This window comes from Microbacterium sp. LjRoot205 (genome assembly GCF_056175745.1).
Genome location: NZ_JBGFFH010000001.1, coordinates 412,443 through 434,253, shown reverse-complemented (window position 1 = coordinate 434,253; position 21,811 = coordinate 412,443). Strand labels below are relative to the sequence as shown.

Annotated in this window: 21 protein-coding genes; 15 read left to right on the top strand and 6 right to left on the bottom strand. The window is 65.6% G+C overall.

What is annotated here, in order from left to right:
* Positions 1-418: 418 nt before the first annotated feature.
* Positions 419-1,483: a phospholipase D family protein gene (locus AC04ME_RS02210; RefSeq protein ID WP_475433372.1), complete on the top strand. Its 1,065-nt coding sequence runs from the start codon at positions 419-421 to the stop codon at positions 1,481-1,483.
* Here the strand turns inward: AC04ME_RS02210 and AC04ME_RS02205 are convergent.
* Positions 1,480-2,781 carry a DNA adenine methylase gene (locus AC04ME_RS02205; RefSeq protein ID WP_475433370.1) on the bottom strand — a complete coding sequence of 434 codons (1,302 nt, stop codon included), beginning with the start codon at positions 2,779-2,781 and terminating at the stop codon, positions 1,480-1,482. The two genes, AC04ME_RS02210 and AC04ME_RS02205, sit on opposite strands and share 4 nt — an antisense overlap.
* A 409-nt stretch (positions 2,782-3,190) precedes the next feature.
* On the opposite strand from AC04ME_RS02205, the gene AC04ME_RS02200 reads away from it, so the two are divergent.
* The 5 genes from AC04ME_RS02200 (at position 3,191) to AC04ME_RS02180 (ending at position 7,664) form a co-directional block, all read left to right on the top strand.
* Positions 3,191-4,363, top strand: a complete 1,173-nt coding sequence (locus tag AC04ME_RS02200) for a site-specific DNA-methyltransferase (RefSeq protein ID WP_475433368.1) — start codon at positions 3,191-3,193, stop codon at positions 4,361-4,363.
* A 398-nt stretch (positions 4,364-4,761) separates the two neighbouring features.
* Positions 4,762-4,965 (top strand): hypothetical protein, encoded by a 204-nt coding sequence (locus AC04ME_RS02195; protein WP_475433366.1) that lies wholly within the window; start codon positions 4,762-4,764, stop codon positions 4,963-4,965.
* Positions 4,966-5,367: 402 nt separating this feature from the next.
* Complete coding sequence (locus tag AC04ME_RS02190) at positions 5,368-6,369, top strand: SDR family NAD(P)-dependent oxidoreductase (protein WP_475433364.1); 1,002 nt, start codon at positions 5,368-5,370, stop codon at positions 6,367-6,369.
* 115 nt (positions 6,370-6,484) lie between these two features.
* Entirely contained in the window at positions 6,485-7,204 is a 720-nt protein-coding gene (locus tag AC04ME_RS02185) for an HNH endonuclease (protein WP_475433362.1), read from the top strand.
* A gap of 79 nt (positions 7,205-7,283) precedes the next feature.
* Complete coding sequence (locus tag AC04ME_RS02180) at positions 7,284-7,664, top strand: hypothetical protein (RefSeq protein ID WP_475433360.1); 381 nt, start codon at positions 7,284-7,286, stop codon at positions 7,662-7,664.
* Between the two features lie 540 nt (positions 7,665-8,204).
* Here AC04ME_RS02180 and AC04ME_RS02175 read toward each other — a convergent pair.
* The 3 genes from AC04ME_RS02175 to AC04ME_RS02165 all read right to left on the bottom strand — a co-directional run bounded on the left by AC04ME_RS02175 (position 8,205) and on the right by AC04ME_RS02165 (position 9,826).
* A complete protein-coding gene (locus AC04ME_RS02175) occupies positions 8,205-8,774 on the bottom strand; it encodes a TetR/AcrR family transcriptional regulator (RefSeq protein ID WP_475433358.1) in 570 nt (189 codons plus the stop codon).
* A gap of 27 nt (positions 8,775-8,801) precedes the next feature.
* Positions 8,802-9,362, bottom strand: a complete 561-nt coding sequence (locus AC04ME_RS02170) for a dihydrofolate reductase family protein (protein WP_475433356.1) — start codon at positions 9,360-9,362, stop codon at positions 8,802-8,804.
* A gap of 143 nt (positions 9,363-9,505) precedes the next feature.
* Positions 9,506-9,826 (bottom strand): hypothetical protein, encoded by a 321-nt coding sequence (locus tag AC04ME_RS02165; protein WP_475433354.1) that lies wholly within the window; start codon positions 9,824-9,826, stop codon positions 9,506-9,508.
* An 85-nt stretch (positions 9,827-9,911) separates the two neighbouring features.
* Here AC04ME_RS02165 and AC04ME_RS02160 point away from each other — a divergent pair, with 85 nt between their 5' ends.
* Both AC04ME_RS02160 and AC04ME_RS02155 read left to right on the top strand, forming a co-directional pair.
* Complete coding sequence (locus AC04ME_RS02160; protein WP_475433353.1) at positions 9,912-10,298, top strand: VOC family protein; 387 nt, start codon at positions 9,912-9,914, stop codon at positions 10,296-10,298.
* Between the two features lie 348 nt (positions 10,299-10,646).
* Complete coding sequence (locus AC04ME_RS02155) at positions 10,647-11,603, top strand: G5 domain-containing protein (protein ID WP_475433351.1); 957 nt, start codon at positions 10,647-10,649, stop codon at positions 11,601-11,603.
* Here AC04ME_RS02155 and AC04ME_RS02150 read toward each other — a convergent pair.
* The gene (locus AC04ME_RS02150) at positions 11,600-12,085 is read right to left on the bottom strand and encodes an N-acetyltransferase family protein (RefSeq protein ID WP_475433349.1); all 486 of its coding nucleotides are present in this window, start codon (positions 12,083-12,085) and stop codon (positions 11,600-11,602) included. The two genes, AC04ME_RS02155 and AC04ME_RS02150, sit on opposite strands and share 4 nt — an antisense overlap.
* A gap of 231 nt (positions 12,086-12,316) precedes the next feature.
* Positions 12,317-13,378, bottom strand: coding sequence for a phosphogluconate dehydrogenase (NAD(+)-dependent, decarboxylating) (gnd, locus tag AC04ME_RS02145; RefSeq protein WP_079111995.1), 1,062 nt, complete (start codon positions 13,376-13,378; stop codon positions 12,317-12,319).
* A gap of 406 nt (positions 13,379-13,784) precedes the next feature.
* Here gnd and AC04ME_RS02140 point away from each other — a divergent pair, with 406 nt between their 5' ends.
* The 7 genes from AC04ME_RS02140 to AC04ME_RS02110 all read left to right on the top strand — a co-directional run bounded on the left by AC04ME_RS02140 (position 13,785) and on the right by AC04ME_RS02110 (position 21,785).
* A complete protein-coding gene (locus AC04ME_RS02140) occupies positions 13,785-14,954 on the top strand; it encodes a MalY/PatB family protein (protein WP_475433346.1) in 1,170 nt (389 codons plus the stop codon).
* A gap of 254 nt (positions 14,955-15,208) precedes the next feature.
* Entirely contained in the window at positions 15,209-15,526 is a 318-nt protein-coding gene (locus tag AC04ME_RS02135) for a GIY-YIG nuclease family protein (protein WP_042540659.1), read from the top strand.
* A 430-nt stretch (positions 15,527-15,956) separates the two neighbouring features.
* On the top strand, positions 15,957-17,297 hold the full coding sequence (locus AC04ME_RS02130; RefSeq protein ID WP_475433344.1) for a glycoside hydrolase family 125 protein: 1,341 nt from the start codon (positions 15,957-15,959) through the stop codon (positions 17,295-17,297).
* A complete protein-coding gene (locus tag AC04ME_RS02125; protein ID WP_079111992.1) occupies positions 17,294-18,256 on the top strand; it encodes a carbohydrate ABC transporter permease in 963 nt (320 codons plus the stop codon). The genes AC04ME_RS02130 and AC04ME_RS02125 overlap by 4 nt, the downstream gene beginning before the upstream one ends.
* A complete protein-coding gene (locus AC04ME_RS02120) occupies positions 18,256-19,212 on the top strand; it encodes a carbohydrate ABC transporter permease (RefSeq protein ID WP_475433342.1) in 957 nt (318 codons plus the stop codon). Before AC04ME_RS02125 ends, AC04ME_RS02120 begins: the two co-directional genes overlap by 1 nt.
* A 59-nt stretch (positions 19,213-19,271) precedes the next feature.
* Positions 19,272-20,522, top strand: a complete 1,251-nt coding sequence (locus AC04ME_RS02115) for an ABC transporter substrate-binding protein (RefSeq protein WP_475433340.1) — start codon at positions 19,272-19,274, stop codon at positions 20,520-20,522.
* Between the two features lie 72 nt (positions 20,523-20,594).
* The gene (locus AC04ME_RS02110; protein ID WP_475433338.1) at positions 20,595-21,785 is read left to right on the top strand and encodes a glycoside hydrolase family 76 protein; all 1,191 of its coding nucleotides are present in this window, start codon (positions 20,595-20,597) and stop codon (positions 21,783-21,785) included.
* The last annotated feature ends 26 nt before the right edge of the window (positions 21,786-21,811 follow it).

The window sequence follows — 21,811 nt, the reverse complement described above, 5'->3', positions numbered from 1 at the left end:
GTGACTGTCCCGACTCCGACATAGCCGACTTTCGGGATGCATGTGAAGATTCGTGCGCCGACCGGCAGGTTCCTCAACGTGCGAGAGAACCACTCCCCTCCGCCGGGGGTTCTCCACCGTTGCCTCGGGGGAATCGAGGCCCTGAAGAAGCTTCATCGTCACCATTTCTTCCAATGGCATACGATTCCAAACGAGAACGGAGGCGCGAGGCCTACACAGGCTCCCCTCGGGGCCGTGTTAGGGCGGGCGCACGGCGACGCGGTCAACCCGCGCGCTAGAGGACAAACCTTCCCGAGGAACGTCCCCCGGGATCGGCCCGTGTCTCACACCGCGACCCCTACATAAGAACTTCCTCAGTAGCTAGAAGGTCCGCGTATCTGTACCTTGGTGGTACAGATCGTTAACGGGGGGATCAGCAGTGTTGCACTTTCAATTGCCGCGGTCATCCGGAGGCAACCTCCTGGAGCACTTACTTCTCGAGTCGATCGGTGCGGTGCGGGGTGGCGGCATCTTCGCCTGGGCGAACGCCGCTGGCGCGCGCACCTTCTTCGACGACCAGGTGATGGTGGAGCTACTCCAAAACGCTGACTTTCAACTGATCGTCGGAACGGACTCGATCACGGACACCGCCGCGGTGGCCAAACTATCAGCGCTCGAAAGACTTCAGCCACGCTTGCATGCTAAGGCGTTCTTGAGCCCCGTGTCGTCCTTGTTTCACCCCAAGCTTGCTTGGTTCGAACACCCGGGGCATTTGAGCCTCATCGTTGGCTCTGGCAACCTCACGATGGGCGGTCTTCTTTCAAATTGGGAGGCGATGATCGTCACTAAGTTGTCAGGCCGCGAGGCAACGGCCGCGCTCGATGAGATCCAGAAGTTCATCACAGACCAATCCGCATCTCTGCTGCCCCTATGGGATCCGAGAGTCGCAGAGCGAGTAGCGGTCAATGACGGAAACGAAAGAACTCTCCGCCTCGCAGCACCCCCAGCGACCAAGCCACGCTCACCGGCGGTAGACGGCGGGAACGAGGTTTTGGTGGCAGAGATTCCAGCGTCAGGTGGGCGTTGGAAGCAAGCCAACTTTGACCGCGACAACTACGAGAACTTCTTCGGGGCAAGGGTCGGATCGCAGCGGCGCATAGTGTTGCAGAGCGTGTCGAGCAACGGGGTACTAGGCGATATTGAAAGCCGTCCGAGCGTTGAAGTGTCGAGCAGCAACTATCGATTCGAGCTGGCGGCCGCGGCCGGCATCCCCTATCCGATCGCGGGCCCGCCCATCGGGACCTTCGTCCGTCTCTCAACCGGGCAGTTCATGTACACGCTTCTACTGCCGGGCGATGCGGGTTACGCGGAAGCCGCCAGTTTCCTCGCGGCTCGATGGGCTGGACCGAGCCGCGAGAAGCGCCGAGTGCGCACGACTGTGAACGACCTCCGTCAGGCTTGGGCCGATGCGCCACTCTGGGAAGCGAAGCTGCCAGACCTCTAAGGTCGAGCAACGATAAGGACCTCCGCGTGCATCGGAAGGTCCCCGTTGTACTCAGTTCGATTCAAGCGGCTGTGCGAGGATGCCTCGATCGGGTGCACCGTCACATCAGTAAAGAAGTCTTCCGCTCGACCGACTAGACCGCCAATTGTCATCAGCCGTGTCTCAGGGCGCGCTTTTGTACCACCCCCTTGGGGTGAGTAAGAGAGGATCAAGGGGATCCGCTGACGTTGAGCCGCCGCGAACATGGAGTCGAATGCACCTACTACTTCTGACCGGATGCTGAACGGAGACTGGTGGCGTTGAGATCGATATAGACCCCTACTCGGCGAGCTCGTTCCAGGCGTCAAAGTGACTCCAGGATCGTCACCGAGCGCAATCGTTTCGAGGACATGGTAGAAGCGACTGTAGTGGTCGCGGGTGTACGGAGGGTCAGCGTAGATCGCGCCCACCGAAGGCTCAAGGCCGTTCAGTATCACCCTGAAATCCATTGTGGCTGTGGCGCACGGGTGCTCCGCAACCTCAAGCGAGGCATATCGCTGTAACCATTTGTCGAACAGCTCGAACGCCGAAGTGTTGCGCGCTCGGAGCACTCTCGCCGCTACTGCAGGTTTCACCACTCCGGACCTGTCACGAAGTCGCGAGGGCTGCGCGAAATGGCTTCCAACTGTGGCCACGAGGTCGCTTGCGGTTCCCAACACCGCCGCAACCAAGGTTGCTTCAGCTGGAGAGTCGGGCTGATGGTCGATCGCGGCCAGCAAGGCGTCTAGTTCGAGCGCTTGCGTATAGGAAAAGTAGACACCGCCGTAGTAGCGGGTCAGAGTTGCGCTTGCGGCGTCGAGGCGGGGCTGCGCACTCGCCTTGGCGTTAGCAAGGTCTGCGTCAGTGGCGGCCAGACTTGTCAAGGAACCCTCTTCAACGAGTCTGGCGAAGCTCTCCGGCGCGCTCAGCGCGCTCGCTGATGCGACCGCTTCGTACGCGAGAAGATCGGAGACAGCTGGCGTGACTGCTCTTACCCACTCTCTCGCCCTCGCCACGATCCGCTGCCGCGTCGATCTCTCGTATGCGCGCGGAGTAGACAGGGCACTAGCAAGAGTCGCCGAGTACGCCTGGACGTCCACGGAAAGGACTGGCCGATGGCGTGCGAACTCACGCGATACAACTCCGCTTCCAGCAAAGAGGTCAACGATAGATCGCCCGGGTGGGGTCAGCTCAACGACTTTGGACACGATGGGCGACAGAAATTTTGTCTTGTTGCCTAGGTAGTGGACTGGGCGAAGGGTTGTGGACTTTGCGGTCATGAAGTTTTGCTTCCGTCTATGTCGGTGCCCACGCCTAGCGTGGGGGAATGCCAGCTGTCAGTCAGCGCTTTCGGAGGAGATCACTTCAGCCGCCTCGACGAAAACTCGCCAGAGGGGGCTGGACGTCCGGCGATAGTACACGCGGTGCTCTCCGGGTGCCCGCTCCTCCGCGATGAGTCCTGCCCGGGCCAACCGAGACAACTCTTGACGGATCGCGGTGTGAGGCCCCAGGTTCGATGGCGGCTCTGATTGATAGAAGCGCTCCGATCCACGGCTGAGCACCCAGAGCGCAACGGGTAGCCTGCAGCTGCGTCCGAAGAGGTCAGCGCTAACTTGCTCAGGAATCATTGTGCACCTTTTACATGTTACTTGTTTAAGGTATAATATGACATGAACGATTGGAAGCCAAGTGACGCTGGAGATCCTCAGCCTGGACATGGAGCAGCAAGCGGCGGACCCCTCAGTTGCATCCGCCGTCCCCTCGACGCCGTTGACCCTATCTAGCCAACCCGCGCCCGTAGATCTCATTCGCGGTGATACCCCGAACGGAATCGCGGTGATTGGCGACGCTCGGCACGCATTGGCGGTTCTACCGCGCATACGGCCCGACGTGACTGGCAACGTGAAGCTCTGTTATATCGACCCGCCCTACAACACCGGCGAACGATTCGCCTACTACGACGACCGCCGGGATTCGAGCGATTGGCTCACAGACCTCAAGTCCCACCTGGAAGGACTGCGCCCACTGTTGGCGAGCGACGGCAGCGTCTGGGTACATCTCGATGACTCGGAGCAGCACCGTGCTCGCGTCGTACTGGACGAGGTCTTCGGTAGAGGGGCCTTTGTCGGCACGATCATTTGGCAAAAGCGCCTGACGCGGGACAACCGAAAGGCCTTCAGTTCGATGCACGACTACATTCATGTGTACGCACCTGCTGGCCCAAAGGTTTGGAAACGCGTACGCAACGGGCTCAGCGATGGGGGAACGTTCGCGAACCCGGACAACGATCCACGGGGCCCATGGCGATCGGCGCCGATGACGGTTCAGGCGGGTCACGCAACAACGAGCCAGTTCTATACGGTCGTGACTCCGACGGGGGTGCGACACGAGCCGCCGGCTGGGCGATGCTGGACATACACAGAGGCCAGGTTGACACAGCTGGTCGCTGAAGGCCGCGTCTACTGGCCGCGAAATGGTGATGGTAAACCGCGACTGAAGCGCTATCAGAGTGAATCGGGCGGATTGGCGCCCTTCACAGTATGGAGCGCGGCCGAGGTAGGAGACACGGCGAGCGCAAAGAAGTCGCTCTTGCGAGACTTTCCAATGACGACCGCTTTCGATACGCCCAAGCCCATCGAGCTACTGGAGCGCATCGTCGCGATCGCGACCGACCCGGGAGATCTCGTACTCGATTATTATTTGGGTTCAGGGACCACTGCAGTGGCGGCCCAGCGTTTGGGGCGCCCATGGGTAGGAATCGAACGGAACGCCGAGGTGGTCGAGCGATTTGTGATCCCACGCCTCCAGAGCGAGTACGCAGCGAATCCGACTGGTGGGTTCGGAGTATCTCGTTTGAGCTAGGCCGAAAGAAGGATCATCCGGGCTCCTGTCTGACGCTCTACAGGCGGCGGGTTGCGGGTTGCGGGTTGCGGGTTGCGGGTTGCGGGTTGCGGGTTGCGAGTTGCGAGTTGCGAGTTGCGAGTTGCGAGTTGCGAGTTGCGAGTTGCGAGTTGCGAGTTGCGAGTTGCGACAACGTACACCTCACGGACGAGCTCTCCCAACGCCTCGACCCTGCATGAAGACGTTTCCTCAAACCCCACTTCGCCTAAGCCTTCGACACGAGCTCACCTGCTGCACCTCCCGTCGCGCCCCCCACAACAACGGCTCTACCAACACCGAACCGAGCGCGAGATAACGCATCGCGGCGTCCGCGTTCTCCCCCAAGACCGCTGAGGTCGGCATCCGCGATCCGCCGGGCGATGGCGAAGTACTCCACCATCGAGGCATCCGGCGACGAACCCGGCACCCGCGAGCGCCCGTACCGCCGTTGCGACCGCGCGGAGTACCGCCTCGCCGCGCGCCCCAACTCTCAAACCAACCACTCGGCCTCAGCCAGATCCAGAGCCTCATCGAGCGGTGGCCTGAACGACTTCGTCGACTCCTACTGGAAGACGCCGCGTTGACCGCCTTTAGCAGATCGCTCGCAGATCGGAGCAGTCAGCCGCCCGTTCAAGGCAAGTCCCAGCCTGGGTTTAGCCGAGGTCCCCTCGATGATGCCCCGCGCCAGCGCTACGCCCCTCGGGGCGCGGCAACGCTGCTGACCTCGCTGAGCGCGACGCTTGCAGATCAACCCCGAGCTCCGTAATCCTCTGACACCACGACATCCGCCCTAACACCGATAGATGGTCTACTTCGACATCCTCGACAAGCAACGCGAACCCCTTGATCGCCATTGTCGCATCTGCTCGCGGACAGGGCAGCGCGCATCGCTTCCAGAACGACTGGCGCCGGTCCGGGAGTGACGGCTTACAATGTTCCATAAGTAGACGCACCGTTGCGAAACCCAAGCCTCAAGGAGCTCCACTATGGCCCTCACCGCACACTCCACCATCGGCGACTGGCTGAACGACCCGACCGGCGGACCACTCATCCGCGCGCTCTTCGAGCAGACGGGCGCCGACCCCGAGCTCCTCACCCCCGTGCTCGGACTGCCGCTGCAGCAGCTCGTCGCGATGAGCCAGGGCCAGCTGCCGCAGTCGGTCGTCGACGACCTCGTGCGCGCGGCCAATGGCGGCGAGATCCCCGAGGCCGACGAGTCGAAGGGCTGGACCGAGAAGCCCACCACCGGACGTTTCGCCGGCAAGACCGTGATCGTCACGGGCGCAGCGTCCGGAATCGGCAAGGCCACCGCATCCCGCATCGCCCGCGAAGGCGGACGCGTCATCGCCTCCGACATCGCCGCAGACAAGCTCGACGCGCTGAAGGCCGAACTCCCGGATGCCGACATCACCACCGTCGCCGGCGACCTCACCAAGCAAGACGCGATCGATGCCGTCATCGCCGCCGCGGGCGACCGGATCGACGCCCTCGCGAACGTCGCCGGCATCAACGACGACTTCTCCCCCGCGGGCGAGACGACGGATGCCGTCTGGGACCGCGTCATCGCCATCAACCTCACCGCCCCGTTCAAGCTCATGCGTGCCGTGCTGCCGATCATGGAGAAGGCCGGCCGCGGCTCGATCCTCAATGTCTCCAGCGAAGCGGGCCTGCGCGGCAACTCGTCGGGCAACGCCTACACGGCCAGCAAGCACGGCATCATCGGCGTCACGAAGTCCGCGGCGTTCATGTACGGGCCGAAGGGCATCCGCGTGAACTCCGTCGCTCCGGGCGGCGTTGCCACCGGCATCCCGATGCCCCCGAACATGTCGGAGTACGGTTCCGGCCGCCTGGCCCCGTTCCAGCAGTCGATCCCCACGGTCGCGACCGCAGAGCACCTCGCCGCATCGATCACCTTCCTGCTGTCGGACGACGCCGTGAACATCAACGGCGCCGTGCTGGCATCCGACGGAGGATGGTCGGTGCAGTAAGCACCCCGATGACCACGCCGCTTTGAACACGAAGAACCCCCTTCCGTTCGGGTCGGCAGGGGCTCTTTCTGCGTAATACTGGGATTCTGATCGGGATCAGGAGGCCGCAAAGATCATGGCGCAGAGGATCGGCTGGCTACACGATGAACTACTCCTCGCCGCTGACCTCGTAAGTCGCAATAACTGGTCTGCTGTACGCGCGAACAACCCTGCAGCGGAAGAGCTGTCTCAGTTGCTTCGACAGGGCACACTTCATCCTGGCAAGGTGCTGCCGGATGACTTTCGTTCGCCCTGGTCTATTCAGCGAAAGACATTCGATCTCGCTACTTCCGACCCCTCATACCAGGGCAAGGCGACTCGCGGCGCGTTGCGAGACGCCGATGTTCTTGCCGCATTCCGCCGCGATGCCAGCGGTATGCAGGCGGCCGCAGCAGAGGTGCGACGCCTTCTTCTTGAGAACGTGGCGCTACCGCAAGATTGGTCGATCGATGTCGATAACCTCTCCTTCGAAGAGGGCGGGGTAGTTGAGTACTTGGGCCGCAGGCGCGAACGCAGCTCAAAACTGCGCGAGGCGAAAATTAGCGACGCCCTCAAGACGAAAGGCTCACTGGAATGCGAGATCTGCCAGTTTGACTTCAGCGCCTTCTATGGGTCGCGGGGGGATCGCTACATCGAGGTGCACCATCGAACCCCACTCCATGCCTCCGGAAGTACCCGCTCTTCGTTGAAGGAGCTCGTTCTCCTTTGCGCCAACTGTCACAGGATGTGCCACCGCGGAAACTGGATCACTCCGGACGAGTTAAGAGCGATGATTCGGGAAGCTCGTGGCGCCTAACAACGAGGCCACGGCTCGATGGGATACCCGCTGGGAGGTGTGCGGTGGGAGCACATCTGCCCTCGGTACCCTGGCCCCCATGAAGAAGCTCTCCACGCTCGCGTCGCTGGCCGTCGGCATCCTGATGCTCTCCGGATGCTCGCAGGCGTCGACCATCGCGGCCTGTGGCCAGGTCGCCGCTCAGGCCGCGCAGGTGACGGGTGTGATCGGCAGCGTCAGCTCGCCGACTCCCGAGGCCGCGCAGGCGGCTCTCGATGAAGTCCAGAAGGTCGCCGAGAACATCCGCGGTGTCGACGGGCCCGAGGAGTTCGTCACGCTCCGCGACTCGTGGACTACGAGCATCGACGCATTCGCCGCCGACGGCGAGAAGGCCATCGCGGGTGACATCACAGGCCTGGATGCGGCGACGACAGAGATGCGTGCGGCGACCGACGCGATGCTCGCGTACTGCACTCCGTAGTCGGCACCGCCCGCGGGCACTTCAGCCGCTCGTTCGGCGGAACCCTCATCGCGATCTCGACGCTCTCGCCGATCGCACGCCCGCCCTCGAAGGCACGAGGCCATCACCGCGGACCTCCCCTGCATCCGCTCGGACGAGACGTTCACCCGGATTCCGGGGCAGCGACTGCTTCTAGTTCAGACAGCTCTGTAGTACCGTTCAAGCCACGCTGACGAACCGAGACCCGTGATGCGACTTCGACCGTTTCTGATTGCCGTGGCGGCCGTTATCGGCGCCGCATTGACCTGGTGGGGCGCCACCACGCTGTTCGCCTCCGGTGTGGGGGCTGACCTCGAGGGAACTGCCGGCGGTCTCGACCTACTGCCTGCTGCTGCGGCCGCAGGGGGAATCGCATGCGTCGTCTGGGCGCTGTGCGCGCTCGCCTGGCAGGTGGGCATCATCCGGACGCGACGACGGTCGCGGCGCACACCGGAGGGACAACCTGCGCGCTGACCTGGGCGCTGACACCAGCTCGGCGACGGCGCAACCCACGGGCGTGACCTATCGCGCAATGCCTCGCAGCAACCGCGTCACCGTCTCCTCGACGCGCTCCGCGCTCAACGGCTGACCGATCAACGCCGCGTACGACGCCATGGCGATGAGCTGGTCGGCGATGGCGTCAGCATCCACGTCTGCCCGCACCTGCCCGTCGACCTGTCCGCGCGCGATCCGTTCGGCGACCCACTCGCGGATCGGCGCCGCGAGACGCTCGTTGAGCGCCAGCCCGAGTTCGTGGTCGGTGGCGGTCACCGCGATCAGCGCCCGGGCGAGAGCGACACCCTCGGGCTTCGCGAGCCCGGCTGACATCGCCGAGAACCAGGCGTGCAGGTCGGCCCGGATGTCGTCGCTCATCGCGACGGCGGGGTCGGCTCCGGGCAGGTCCCCCTCGAGCAACGCCTCGCCGAGGATCGCCGCCTTCGACGGCCACCACCGGTAGATCGTCTGCTTGGCGACTCCCGCGGTCTCGGCGAGCCCCTCGATCGTCACCGCTTCGTACGTACCGGCCACGACGGCCGCGCGCATCGCCTCGAGCACAGACTGGCGCGCGGCTTCACTTCGGGGACGGGGCACCTGAACAGGCTACCCATCGGAACACCTTCAGCTGCGCGGGCGGTAGGTGTGCGCGACCGCTCCCGATGCGAACTCGCGACGCTCGATGAGCTCAAGGCTCAGGCGCTGGCTCAGACCGTCGAGCAGCCTCGGGCCGCTTCCGGCGAGAACTGGATGCACGACCAAGGTGTACTCGTCGATGAGTCCTAGCTCGGCGAGTGCCAAAGGAAGAGTCACCCCGCCGACGGACAGCCCTTCGCCCGGCTGACTCTTCAGCTCACGAACAGCCTCAGCCAGGTCACCGCGAACCAGCCCGGCGTTCCAGTCGACAGCATCCAATGTGCTCGAGACGACGTGCTTCGGCACGCGGTCGATGGCCTCGGCGAACGGGATCTCCCAGTCGCTCATCCACTCGGGCCAGACTCCGGATGCCGGGCGACGCCACGCGGACTCCATCATCTCGTAGGTCGTTCGGCCATAGAGCACGGCATCCGCCCGCTGCATCTCCGCGGTCCAGAAGCCCATCAGCTCCTCATCGGGAGCGACGCCCGCCTCGTGATGCACACAGCCGTCGAGCGTGACGTTGATCGCGTAGCGCAGTGGTCTCATCTCGCCGATCTCCTTCGATGCGGGCGGTGGTTTTGCGGGATGGGATTCAGATTACTTTCGGGGGTCGACCGCTGGAAGCCCACGATCCAACTGCGGAGGCGCGCTCGAAACGCGGCCGCCGCCAGCTAGCCACTACTGACGACTCAGGCCCGGTTTCCCATTCGGAGCTCGTGCGCCTGCTGGGCACGAACCTCTTCAGCATGGCGCGCTGCATCTGCATCGGCATGGGCCCCGAGGGCCGAGCGGGTCTGGAGCCCCACAGCACGCGCGTGCATAGCGAGCAGACCCGCGAGGACACCGATACCGATGAGCGTCGAGCCAATAGACAGGCTGAAGCCGGCGGTGCGCAACTGCTCCGAATCAATGTCGAGCAAAGATCCGCTCGGCCACGACAGGTACCCGTCGATTGCAAAACCGGCACCGACGACCAGCGCGATGATCGTCGTCCAAACCAGAAGTCTCATGGACGGATCCTATTGGGCGACCAGCCGCGGCGATCCGGAGCAAGCCCCCTGTTCCGCACGCGCCGGCCGCTCTAGTGTGACCGGCATGTTGAAGATCGTGTCGATCGTGATCCGCGTGAACGACCTCCCGGCGCAGTCGCGCTTCTGGCAGGCGGCCCTCGACTATGTCGAGCGCGACCCGGCATCCGACGACTGGGTCGTGCTGAAGCCGCGCGACGCGGACGCCCCCTGTATCGCGCTCGACGCCCACCATTCCGAGCGAGTGCTGCCGCCGCGCATCCACCTCGACATCTACGCCGAGGATCAGGATGCCGAAGTGCGCCGCCTGGCCGAGCTCGGCGCCCGCGAGGTGCACTGGGACAATCTGCCCGACGATGCCGACTACGTGATCATGGAAGACCCCGAGGGCAATCGCTTCTGTGTCGTGGACCGGCGGGACTGGGCGGGGTGGGAGCGGGTTCCGCACGAGTGACGCCCCCTTCGTCGGAACTCACCTCGCCAGATGTTGCCGAGCGGACCCCGGGAGAGTGCGAGCGCTCGAGGTCCGCTCGAACGGTCGGGAGACATGTCAATCGGCGCCTTTGCCCGTCTTCGCGACCGCATGACGTAGCAAAGCACACATACGAGGACAGAGCAGTATGTTGCATCGCCGTCCGACCGGGGAGTGCGACGCGGTCCCGCCAGCGCTGACGCTCTCGCCGGCCGAGGTGGCATTCCGGTCTGAATCGTTACTTGCCCGACGCGTCCAGCAACCGATATACAGGTCAAAGCGCTCTGGGGGCGCTGGCGATTCGTCGCCTCACTGTCGAGGGGAACTCTCATGTCACTGCCGCCTGCCTCGTGGCATCCAGATCCGCAGAATCCGCATCAGCTGCGCTGGTGGGACGGCCATCGCTGGACGGATGCCACATCGCCGTCGCCGGCTGCTGCCGTGACATCGCAGCTGTCGCACCCCGCTCCGGCCGCAGCATCCGTCGCCTCGAAGCGACGCAGCGGGTGGCGCACGGCAGGCATCATCATCGGCGCACTCGTGGTCGGTGGGGTACCGGCCCGCGTGTCGCCGATCGCGATCCTCCTGGTGGCCACGGCGATGGTCGGCATCGCCCTCTATGTGATGGCCGCTCGCCCTCTCCCGGCACTGGGACTGCGGTCACGGATGTCGGGTGTGGTCGCCCTGGGCATGGCCGCCCTTCTGGTCACGGGTGGCGGCATCGCCAGCGCGAACGGCGGAGGCACTCCGACGGCATCCGAACCTCAGAACTTCGCGGCCGTGGCGACATCGACCCCGGAGCCCAGCCCGACCCCCACGCCGACCACGTTCGAGACCGCGACCGAAGAGGTGCCCGTGCCGTTCGAGGCGGCCACGGTCGACGACCCGCAGCTCGATCAGGGCGCAACAGCACTCGTCTCCGCCGGTGTGAACGGTGTGAGGGTGATCACATACCGCGTGACCATGGTCGAGGGTGTGGAAGTGTCTCGCGAGGTCGTCAGCGAGTCTGTCTCGGTGCAGCCGGTCAACGAGGTGACAGCGATCGGAAGCAAGGCTCCCGCACCGGTTGCCGTGCCCGCTCCTGCGCCCGCGCCGGTGCCGCTCGTGCAGCAGGGCGGTGGTGGCTGCGACTCGAACTACACCGGTGCATGCGTGCCGATCTCCAGTGACGTCGACTGCGCTGGCGGCAGCGGGAACGGACCGGCGTATGTGCAGGGGCCCGTGCAGATCGTCGGCTCGGACATCTACGACCTCGATCGCGACGGAGACGGGATCGCCTGCGACTAGTCGCGCGAGTCTCCCGCCTCCAGCGACCGGTAGAAGTAGAACGCACGCTCGCCGGAGTCCGGGTCGACGCCACTGAACCCGTGCCGTTCGTAGAAGCGCATCGCCCCGGCATCCGACTCGTCGACGTTGATCTCGATCGCCTCGACTCCGAGTTGCTCGCAGATCTCGACCATGTGCTGCAGGATCGCGCTGCCGATTCCGGTGCCCCGCTGCTCGGGCTCGACGTACATCTCGTCGAGCAGCGCGACCGGCCCGTCAGACCACACGTTCGAGCGCAGGGTCACGAGGGCGACGCCGACCACGGATTCGCCTCCGAGCACGGCGAACGTCGACGGTTCAGCGAGCAGCACCTGCAGGCGTTGTGCGAGAACCTCGGCGCCGGGAGTCTCGGTGTCGAACTCGGTGTTGAACGCGTGCAGCATCTCGGCGATGCGGGCGGCATCCGTGGGATCAGCCCTGCGGATGCCGGGAGTCGGGTTCATGTGGGTGCCGTCCTTGTGTCGTGGTGCGTTTCGTCTCGGGCCGCTCCGCGGGCCTCGCTCAACGAACGAGAAACAGAGCGTTTCGTCTCGGGCTGCTCCGCGGGCCTCGCTCAACGGACAGATCACGGTCGTTGAGCGAAGACGACGAAGTCGACTGAGACGAAACGTCGACCGCGGGGGCGTTTCGTCTCGGCCTCGCTCGACGAACGAGGTCCGCGGCACCCTCAGCGATCAGGCGCTGTCCGAGTCGGCCTTTCGCGACCCGGCCTCGAGCACATCGCCGGCCGGCAGCTCCTGGTGTCCGCCGAATTGCAGGCGCATCGCCGACAGCACCTGGTTCGCGAACTTGTCCTCGTCGCGCGAGGCGAAACGTTCGAACAGCGACGCCGCGAGCACCGGCACGGGCACGCCCACGTCGACAGCGGCCTTGACCGTCCAGCGACCCTCGCCCGAATCGGAGACCCGACCGGCGAGGCCGTCGAGCTGCGGATTCTCTGCCAGCGCGGCGGCGGTCAGGTCGAGCAGCCACGACGAGATGACGGATCCGCGTCGCCACAGCTCCGCGACCTTCGACGTATCGATGGGGAACTGGTAGAACTCGGGCTCCTCGAGCGGGGCGATCTCGGCCGAGTGCTCGGCCTCGCGCACCCCGGCATCCGCATTGTGCAGCAGGTTGAGGCCCTCGGCGATCGACGCCATGATGCCGTACTCGATGCCGTTGTGCACCATCTTCACGAAGTGCCCCGCGCCCGACGGACCGCAGTGCAGATAGCCCTGCTCCTCGGGGGTGAGGTCTCCCGTGCGACCGGGCGTGCGCTCGATCTCGCCGACCCCCGGAGCGATCGTGCGCAGCACGGGCTCGATGCGCTGCACGGCCTCGTCCGGTCCGCCGACCATCAGGCAGTACCCGCGGTCGAGCCCGAACACTCCGCCGCTCGTGCCGACATCGACATAGTGGATACCGCGCTCGCGGAAGGCCTTCGCCCGCCGCACGTCGTCGCGGTAGTTCGAGTTGCCGCCGTCGATGAGGATGTCGCCCTCGTCGAGCACCTCCGCGACCTGGTCGGCCACCGCTCCCGTGAGCGAGGCAGGCACCATCATCCATACAGCCCGCGGTGCTTCGAGCTTCGACGCCAGGTCGGGCATGCTGTCTGCACCCACGGCTCCCTCGGCGACCAGCGCCTGCACCGCATCGGCATTCACGTCATAGACCACGCACTCGTGCCCCGCCCGCATGAGGCGGCGCACGATGTTGGCACCCATCCGACCGAGTCCGATCATCGCCAGCTGCATGAGAATCCCTTCGTCCCCGCCCCCGATGGGCCGAGTCGGGGCAATCCTGGCACGGGTGCGGGGGTCGCTCAATGCCGTGTCGCGGGTGGGCGCTCGGTGCGGGGTCGATGACGCACCGCTGGCCTCGGTTCGCGGTGCAGAAGTGACCTCGCACGCATCGGGCACTCGGTGCGGGGTCGAAAACGCATCCGAAAGGCCGTCTTCCGATGCGAAAGTGACCCCGCACGCGGCCCGCCCTCGGTGAGGGCCGCGTTCGGACAGCCCCCACAGATGCACGCTCAGATCACGGATGCAGGCCGAGCCCGTCGTTCTCGGCATGCATCTGTGATCCGGACGTGCAGGTGCCGACGAGCCCAGACCTTCCGCATCCGGGCCGAGGGCTCGCCGTGGATGGAAGGATTGAAGAATGACCACCGGAACGTTCGACCAGATCACGCAAGACGACCTGCGAGCGGCAGGCAGCCTGAAATGGACGAACTTCCCTGACATGATCGGCGCGTTCGTCGCCGAGATGGACTTCGGACTCGCCCCCGCGATCAACAGCGCGGTGAAGGATGCGTTGGATCTGGGCGTCACCGGCTACCTGCCCGAGAAGCTCGCCAAGGACCTCTCGCAGGCCACGGCCCGCTGGTACTCGGATTCGTATGGGTGGGAGATCTCGCCCGAGCGGGTGCACCATGTGCCCGATGTGATCGCCGCGTTCGAGCTGGCGATCGAGCACTTCACGACTCCCGGCTCGGCGATCATCGTGCCGACGCCCGCATACATGCCGTTCCTCCTGGTGCCGCCGATGCATGACCGTCGAGTGATCGAGGTGCCGAGCATCGAGGTCGACGGACGCTGGGTCATGGACCTGGATGCCGTCGCCCAGGCATTCCGCGACGGCGGCGAGATGCTGGTGCTCTGCAACCCGCACAACCCGCTCGGCACCGTGGCGACCCGTGACGAGCTGCTCGCGATCGCCTCGGTCGTGACGGATGCCGGAGGCCGGGTGTTCTCCGACGAGATCCACGCACCCATCGTCTACGCGCCGGCTCAGCACATTCCCTACGCCTCGGTGTCGGAGGCGGCGGCGTCGCACACGCTGACCGCGACGTCGGCGTCGAAGGCGTGGAACCTCGCGGGCCTCAAGTGCGCGCAGGTCATCCTCTCGAACGATGCAGACGCCGCGCTCTGGGAGAGCCTCGGATTCTGGGCAGGGCACGGCACTTCGACGCTCGGAGTGGTCGCGAACATCGCGGCCTACACGGGGGGCCGCGAGTGGCTCGACGAGGTGGTCGACTACCTCGACGGCAACCGGCGGATGCTGGCGCAGCTCGTCGACGAGAAGCTGCCCGGCGTGCGGATGATCGTGCCCGAGGGCAGCTACATCGCGCTGCTCGACTTCCGCGAGACCGGGTTGACCGGGGACCTCGGCGAGTGGTTCCGCGAGCACGCCGGAGTCGCGATGACGGATGGCGCCGCCTGCGGTGAGGCAGCCATCGGATACACGCGCTTCGTCTTCGCGCTCCCCCGCCCGGTCATGGTCGAGGCGGTCGACCGGATCGCCGCCGCACTGCACGACCGGGCCGTCTGAGCGCGTTTCGTCTCGCTCCGCTCGCTCAACGACCGGTGCTCCTCTTCCGCTCTCGGTCGCTGGCCGAGGACGGCACCCCTCCCCACCCCGGTCATTGAGCGAGGACGGCGAAGCCGACCGAGACGAAACGCACCCACACTGCGGACGGCGCCCCTCCCGGTCGTTGAGCGAGGACGGCGAAGCCGACCGAGACGAAACGCACCCACACTGCGGACGGCGGCGAGTGTCGGCATCCGCGCGTACGCTCCGGCTGCATGGGATACGTCTACATTCTTCGCTGCTCTGACGGCACGCTCTACGTCGGCAGCACCCGCGATCTCAGCAAGCGGATCGTCCAGCACCAGGAGGGGATGGGCAGCGAGTACACGAAACGGCGGCTCCCGGTCGAACTCATCTGGAGCAGCGAGCACGCCCGCATCGATGACGCCTTCGCATGGGAGAAGCGCCTGCAGGGGTGGAGCCACGCGAAGCGACTGGCGTTCATCGACGGCGGGCTGGATGCGGTGCGTGCGTGGAGCGTGCGGGAGCGGCGCGAGCGGGCGGCTCGGGGGAAGCGTCCTGCGGTGAGGTAGCGCGTTTCGTCTCGGGCGGCTCCGCCGGCCTCGCTCAACGACCGGGGGACGAAGGGTTCGCCGGCCTCGCTCAACGACCGGGGGCGAAGGCGCTCACCGGGGAGACGAAGGCCCCGCCGGGAATCCGGAACACCGCCGCCTGCATCCGTCAGAACCATCGCCGATCCCAGGCGCGCAGCTGCAGCTGCGCCAGGCGACGCTGGGCTCCCGTGACGCCGAGCATCATCGCGCCGGTGACTATGCACGATTCAGTCCCCGGGCCAGAACCAGACGAATAGGTATACTTATTTCCACGGAGCAGAGCCCAGAATCGCGGGATTCCAGCCATCTCACACATAACTAAACATATAAATAGATTTAATCTGCATTCCGGGCTACACTCGGCGATGTCGCCCAGAGCGGGGCGACCTCAGGTTCACCGAGGAGCATCGTGGCTCAGACCCATTCGGACTTCATCCACTCCGTCGCAGAGCGCGTGCGATCGCGGACAGACGAGGCGACAGCGGCCATGTTCGAGCGCTGCTTCGAGAACACCCTCGGCACCACCCTGCGCGAGATGCCCGACGGCACCCTGTTCATGCTGACGGGCGACATCCCCGCGATGTGGCTGCGCGACTCGACCGCCCAGCTCGGCCCGTACCTGCACTTCGCTGCCGAGGACCAGACCATCAGTGACATGATCGCCGCGGTGTCGCGCCGGCAGATCGAGTACGTGCTGCTCGACCCGTATGCCAACGCCTTCAACGCCACACCCGACGGCAGCGGACACCAGAGCGACCGCACCGAGCAGTCGCCCTGGATCTGGGAGCGCAAGTACGAGGTCGACTCCCTCTGCTACCCCGTGCAGCTCGCACACGACCTGTGGGCGACGACGGGCCGCACCGATCATCTCGGCGACTCCTTCGCCCGCGCCGCACGTGTGATCATCGAGCTCTGGCGCACCGAGCAGGACCACGAGGCCCACTCGACGTACCGGTTCGAGCGCTTCGACTGCCCGCCCAGCGACACACTCGTGCGCGAGGGGCGCGGCAGCGAGACGGCGCCGACGGGCCTCACCTGGTCGGCGTTCCGCCCGAGCGACGACGCCTGCGAGTACGGCTACAACGTGCCGGGGAACATGTTCGCCGCAGTCGAGCTGCAGCACATCGAGAGCATCGCGATCGAGGTGCTGCACGACGAAGACCTCGCGGCGAGCGCTCGCGACCTGCGCGCCGACATCGAGCGCGGCATCGCCGAGCACACGGTCGTCACGAGCCCTTCGGGCGACGACATCTATGCCTACGAGGTCGACGGTCGCGGCGGCATCCTGCTTCTCGACGACGCGAATGTGCCGAGCCTGCTGTCCCTGCCGCTGATCGGCTGGTGCGGAACGGACGATCCGCTCTACCTCGCAACCCGCCGCTTCATTCTGAGCACCGCGAATCCGGTCTTCTTCACGGGAACCCTCGCCTCGGGAACCGACTCGAGCGGCCTCGGCAGCCCGCACACCCCGGTCGACCACGTCTGGCCGATCGGCCTCTGCATCGAAGCGCTCACCACTGACGATCGGGCCGAGAAGGAGCGCATCCTGCGGCTGCTGCTCGAGACGGATGCCGGAACCGGCCTCATGCACGAATCGTTCCTCGTCACCGATCCATCTGTCTTCACGCGGGAGTGGTTCTCGTGGGCGAACGCGATGTTCTGCGAACTCGTGCTCGACATGACCGGACTCGCCACTCCCCGTCGAGAGCCCGTCCGCCGCGAGCCCCTCACCGAAGCGCGACCGGCATGAGTGCCACGACCACGGACGCTCCGGCATCCGTCGACGAGTCCCGCCCGACGAACACGGGGCCCACACCCGGCAAGCCGCGGAAGTCCCGCAACCCCAGCGCGAGGCAGATGACCTGGAACGCCTGGCTGTTCCTCCTCGTGCCCGGCGTGCTGTTCGTCGTCTTCATGGCGCTGCCGATCGTCATCGCACTCGTGCTGAGCCTCACCGACTACGCGATCGTCGGCGACTTCGAGTGGCTGGGCATCCAGAACTACCTCGACATCGCGGTCGACCCGTTCTTCTGGATCGCCCTGCGCAACACCGCGTACTACACGGTGCTGTACGTGCCGGCGGGTCTCGTCGTCGCCCTCGGCACCGCCCTGCTTCTCAATCGTCGCCACCGTGCGGTGCGCCTGTTCCGGACCCTCTTCTACATCCCCGTCGTCGCCTCGACAGTGGCGACCGCGACGATCTGGTTCTGGATGCTGAACCCGCAGAACGGTCTGCTGAACGTGGCGCTCAGCTGGTTCGGCATCGACGGGCCCGCGTGGCTGTACGAGTCGCAGTGGGCGATGATCGCGATCGTCATGATGAGCGTCTGGGCCGGGTTCGGCGCCAACATGATCATCTTCCTCGGGGGCCTGCAGGGAGTGCCCGGGGAGCTCTACGAAGCGGCCCGCCTCGACGGGGCGAACGCCTGGCAGCAGTTCCGCTACGTCACGCTCCCGTCGCTCACGCGCACGACGTTCCTCGTGTCGACGCTGCTCATCATCGGCGCGTTCCAGGTCTTCGACCAGGCCTATGTGCTGACGAAGGGCGGACCGGGCAACTCGACCGTCACGATGGTCTATTACATCTACAACAAGGGCTTCGGCGCGCTCGAGATGGGCTACGCGTCGGCCCTGTCGTTCGTGCTCTTCCTGATCATCCTCGTGTTCTCGCTTCTGAACGCGAAGCTCAACAACCGGAAGGGCGTCTGATGACGAACACGCTCAGCGGTGGCCGCGCCATCGAGACCGCGCTGGCCGCCGGCACCCCGGTGGCCCCACCCCTGCATTCGCGCCGCAAGCCGACGACCCGCAAGCGCATCGCGACGGTCGGCTGGTACGTCGGCGTCATCCTGATCAGCGTCGTCACCGTCGCCCCGCTCGTCTGGACGATCTCGACCTCGTTGAAGCCCGCCACCGAGATCCTCTCGGGCGCGCTCAACCTGATCCCCGCGAACGCCACACTCGAGAACTACCTGCAGGTGTTCGAGGAGGTGCCGTTCGGCCGCTACTTCGTGAACTCGCTCGTGCTCGGCATCGGCGGGGCCGTGACGAACATCTTCTTCGGCGCCCTCGGCGGCTATGCCCTGGCCAAGCTGCAGTTCAAGGGCCGCGCGGCGGTCTTCGCGGTGTTCCTCTCGTCGCTCATGATCCCCGGCATCATCACGATGATCCCGTCGTTCCTGATCCTGCGCTCGATCCCGTTCGCCGGCGGCAATGACATCTTCGGACAGGGCGGTCTCGGCCTGATCAACACCTACTGGGCCGTGATCATCCCCGGTGCCGCCGGAGCCTTCGCCGTGTTCTTCATGAAGCAGTTCTTCGAGACGCTTCCCGACGAGCTGGGCGAAGCGGCCCGCATCGACGGCGCGAGCGAGTTCCGCATCTTCGCGATCATCTACTTCCCCCTCGCCAAGGCCGGGCTCGCGGTGCTGGGCATCATCAGCTTCCAGGCCGGATGGAACAACTTCCTCTGGCCGCTGATCGTGCTCAACAGCCAGGACATGATGACCGTCCAGGTCGGCCTCGCCTCGTTCGTCAACAACTACGAGACCGCTTTCGGTCCCCTCATGGCCGGCACCGTGATCGCCAGCCTCCCGGTGCTGCTCGTGTTCCTCTTCGCGCAGCGCTACATCATCGAGGGCGTCGCCCACGTCGGGTCGAAGTGATCCACCGGTTTTCCCTTTCCCATCACGCCCACCACACGCATCACACCAAGGAGATTTCGATGAAGAAGCACCTGAGAGTCCTGACCGTGTTCGCCACGGCATCCCTCGTCGTGACCGTCGCCGGCTGTGCATCCGGCAGCGACGCCGGCGGCGACGACGGCCCCGAGCCCGTCGTCATGTGGGGCTCGTGGTCCGGCGACCAGGTCGACCAGCTCGAAGCCCAGGCCGAGCGGTTCAACGAGTCGCAGGACGACTACGAGGTCTCGTACGTGCCGCAGGAGCTCGTCGAAGAGAAGCTCCTCACCTCGCTCGCCGGCGGTCAGGTTCCTGACGTCGTGCTCTGGGACCGCTATCAGACCTCGCTCTACGCGCCCAAGGGAGCACTCGCCCCGATCGACGAGTTCATGGAAGAGGATGCCGTCGACACGAGCATCTTCTACGAGCCGGCGCTCGGCGAGATGGAGGTCGATGGCGAGCTCTACGGCCTGCCGCTGCTCGTCGACAACCGATCGCTGCTCTTCAACCAGACGCTGCTGACGGATGCCGGAGTCACCGCACCCACCGACTGGGACGAGCTGAAGACCGCCGCCGAGGCGCTCACCGTGAAGGACGGCGGCAAGCTGACGCAGGCCGGCCTCGACCTCAGCGACCCCGGCCTGTTCAACATGTACCTCGCGCAGGCGGGCGGTCAGCTGCTCAACGACGACCAGACGAAGACCGCGTTCAACAGCCCTGAGGGCCTCGAGGTGCTGAACTTCTGGCAGAGCCTGCTCGATGCGGGCGTCTACGAGCAGGGCTTCGGCGACACGGGAGACTCGTTCGCCGAGAGCCGCACGGCCATGAAGCTCGACGGGCCCTGGGCGCTCTCGACCCTCGACAAGGTCGACGGCCTCGAATACGGCGTCGTGCAGCCGCCCGCCGGAACGAACGGCGACCAGGGCGCCTACATGGGCGGCTTCGGACTCGTCATCCCCGAGGGCGCGAAGAACGCCGAAGGCGCGTGGGAGTTCATGAAGTGGTGGACGACCGAGGCCGAGAACGGCGTCGCGTTCGGTGAGATCTCGGGCTGGATCCCGGCCAACATCGAGGCCGCGAACGACCCGTTCTTCACCGAGGACGAGCACTACGCCGCCTTCATCGAGACGATGAACTACGCGCAGACCCGCCCCAACGTGCAGGGCTTCTCGGACGTCGAGGGCAAGGCGCTCGTGCCCGCGCTCGAGCGGTTCCTGTCTGGCGAGATCTCGGCCGAGCAGGCGCTGAAGGATGCCCAGGAGCAGGGCGACCAGCTTCTCGAACAGAACCGCTGACCCCCGTCGGATCGCGCAGTCGTCTCAGACGGCCGCGCGATCCGCCGCCATCCACCCTCAGGAAAAGGACACATGACCAGCACTTCCGCGCAGACCTGGTCGGCCCGTGCCGACACCGCGCAGCAGAGCCTCGACCACTTCTTCGGTGTTCCCGGCATCCAGTTCCTCGCGAACAGCCACCCGCATGACCGCGGCAACACCGAGGTCTTCAACTACTGGTGGCTCGCCCACGTGATCGACGCCCGGGTGGATGCCTGGGTGCGCACCGACGACGACGCCTGGATCGCGCAGGCGATCACCGCACGCGACAACATCGTCGAGCGCAACGGCGGGCAGCTCTTCAACGACTATTTCGACGACATGCTGTGGTTCGCTCTCGCGCTCGAGCGAGTGCACCGGGCGACCGCCGAGCGGCAGTACCTCGACGAGGCGATCGCGATCTGGGATCACGTCATCGCCGAGGGCTGGAACGAGACTCTCGGGTGGAGCCTCGCCTGGCGCAAACAGCAGCTCGCCTACAAGAACACTCCGGCGAACGGACCGCTCGTGATCCTCGGGGTGCGATTGAGTCGCCTCGACACGTCGCGCGACTATCTGTCGTATGCGCGGCGGGCCTTCGACTGGCTGACCGCGAACCTGGTCGGCGACGACGGCTTCGTCGAAGACGGCATCAACCGCACCGGTGACGGCGCCGTCGACACCCAGTGGCGCTTCACCTACAACCAGGGGCTCTACGTCGGCGCCGCGGTCGAGCTGTTCCGCGCCACGGGCGACGACGTCTTCTTGCAGCGGGCCGTGCAGACGGCGATCACCGCGGTGCGCGAGCTGAGCGACGGGACGGTCTTCCCGGACGAGGGAGACGGCGGCGACGAAGGCCTCTTCAAGGGCGTCTACTATCGCTACCTCGGTGAGCTGCTGGCGGTTCTGACCGAGTCGGACTCCTTCGCCTCGGAGCGGGTCGAGCTCGATGGCTTCGTGCGAGCCGGCACCGATGCGCTGTGGCAGAACGGCCTGGTCGACGGGCACCTGCGCCCGGGCAATGACTGGTCGCAGCCGCCGGTCGAGTGGATCCCCTACTCGACCATGGTCAGCGCGATCTTCGCCGTCGAGCAGCGCGCACGGCTCGAGGGTCGAGAGGTCGGCGGTGTTGTCGGCGGTGTTGTCGGTGCTGCGGTCGGTGCTGCGGGAGCCGAGGCTGAGGCTCCGGCGGGTGCGGCTCCCTTGGGTGCGGCTCAGGTGGGTGCGGCGCGCGTAGCACGCTGAGACCGGCTCCATGATCCGCCCGCGGG

Bases quoted from the DNA above. Each gene is read 5' to 3' on its own strand.
- AC04ME_RS02155 (WP_475433351.1), top strand. From the start codon at position 10,647: ATGTCACTGCCGCCTGCCTCGTGGCATCCAGATCCGCAGAATCCGCAT.
- gnd (WP_079111995.1), bottom strand. From the start codon at position 13,378: ATGCAGCTGGCGATGATCGGACTCGGTCGGATGGGTGCCAACATCGTG.
- AC04ME_RS02150 (WP_475433349.1), bottom strand. From the start codon at position 12,085: ATGAACCCGACTCCCGGCATCCGCAGGGCTGATCCCACGGATGCCGCC.
- AC04ME_RS02170 (WP_475433356.1), bottom strand. From the start codon at position 9,362: ATGAGACCACTGCGCTACGCGATCAACGTCACGCTCGACGGCTGTGTG.
- AC04ME_RS02165 (WP_475433354.1), bottom strand. From the start codon at position 9,826: ATGAGACTTCTGGTTTGGACGACGATCATCGCGCTGGTCGTCGGTGCC.
- AC04ME_RS02180 (WP_475433360.1), top strand. From the start codon at position 7,284: ATGAAGAAGCTCTCCACGCTCGCGTCGCTGGCCGTCGGCATCCTGATG.
- AC04ME_RS02195 (WP_475433366.1), top strand. From the start codon at position 4,762: ATGGCGAAGTACTCCACCATCGAGGCATCCGGCGACGAACCCGGCACC.
- AC04ME_RS02115 (WP_475433340.1), top strand. From the start codon at position 19,272: ATGAAGAAGCACCTGAGAGTCCTGACCGTGTTCGCCACGGCATCCCTC.
- AC04ME_RS02120 (WP_475433342.1), top strand. From the start codon at position 18,256: ATGACGAACACGCTCAGCGGTGGCCGCGCCATCGAGACCGCGCTGGCC.
- AC04ME_RS02110 (WP_475433338.1), top strand. From the start codon at position 20,595: ATGACCAGCACTTCCGCGCAGACCTGGTCGGCCCGTGCCGACACCGCG.
- AC04ME_RS02185 (WP_475433362.1), top strand. From the start codon at position 6,485: ATGGCGCAGAGGATCGGCTGGCTACACGATGAACTACTCCTCGCCGCT.
- AC04ME_RS02125 (WP_079111992.1), top strand. From the start codon at position 17,294: ATGAGTGCCACGACCACGGACGCTCCGGCATCCGTCGACGAGTCCCGC.
- AC04ME_RS02205 (WP_475433370.1), bottom strand. From the start codon at position 2,781: ATGACCGCAAAGTCCACAACCCTTCGCCCAGTCCACTACCTAGGCAAC.
- AC04ME_RS02190 (WP_475433364.1), top strand. From the start codon at position 5,368: ATGGCCCTCACCGCACACTCCACCATCGGCGACTGGCTGAACGACCCG.
- AC04ME_RS02140 (WP_475433346.1), top strand. From the start codon at position 13,785: ATGACCACCGGAACGTTCGACCAGATCACGCAAGACGACCTGCGAGCG.
- AC04ME_RS02135 (WP_042540659.1), top strand. From the start codon at position 15,209: ATGGGATACGTCTACATTCTTCGCTGCTCTGACGGCACGCTCTACGTC.
- AC04ME_RS02160 (WP_475433353.1), top strand. From the start codon at position 9,912: ATGTTGAAGATCGTGTCGATCGTGATCCGCGTGAACGACCTCCCGGCG.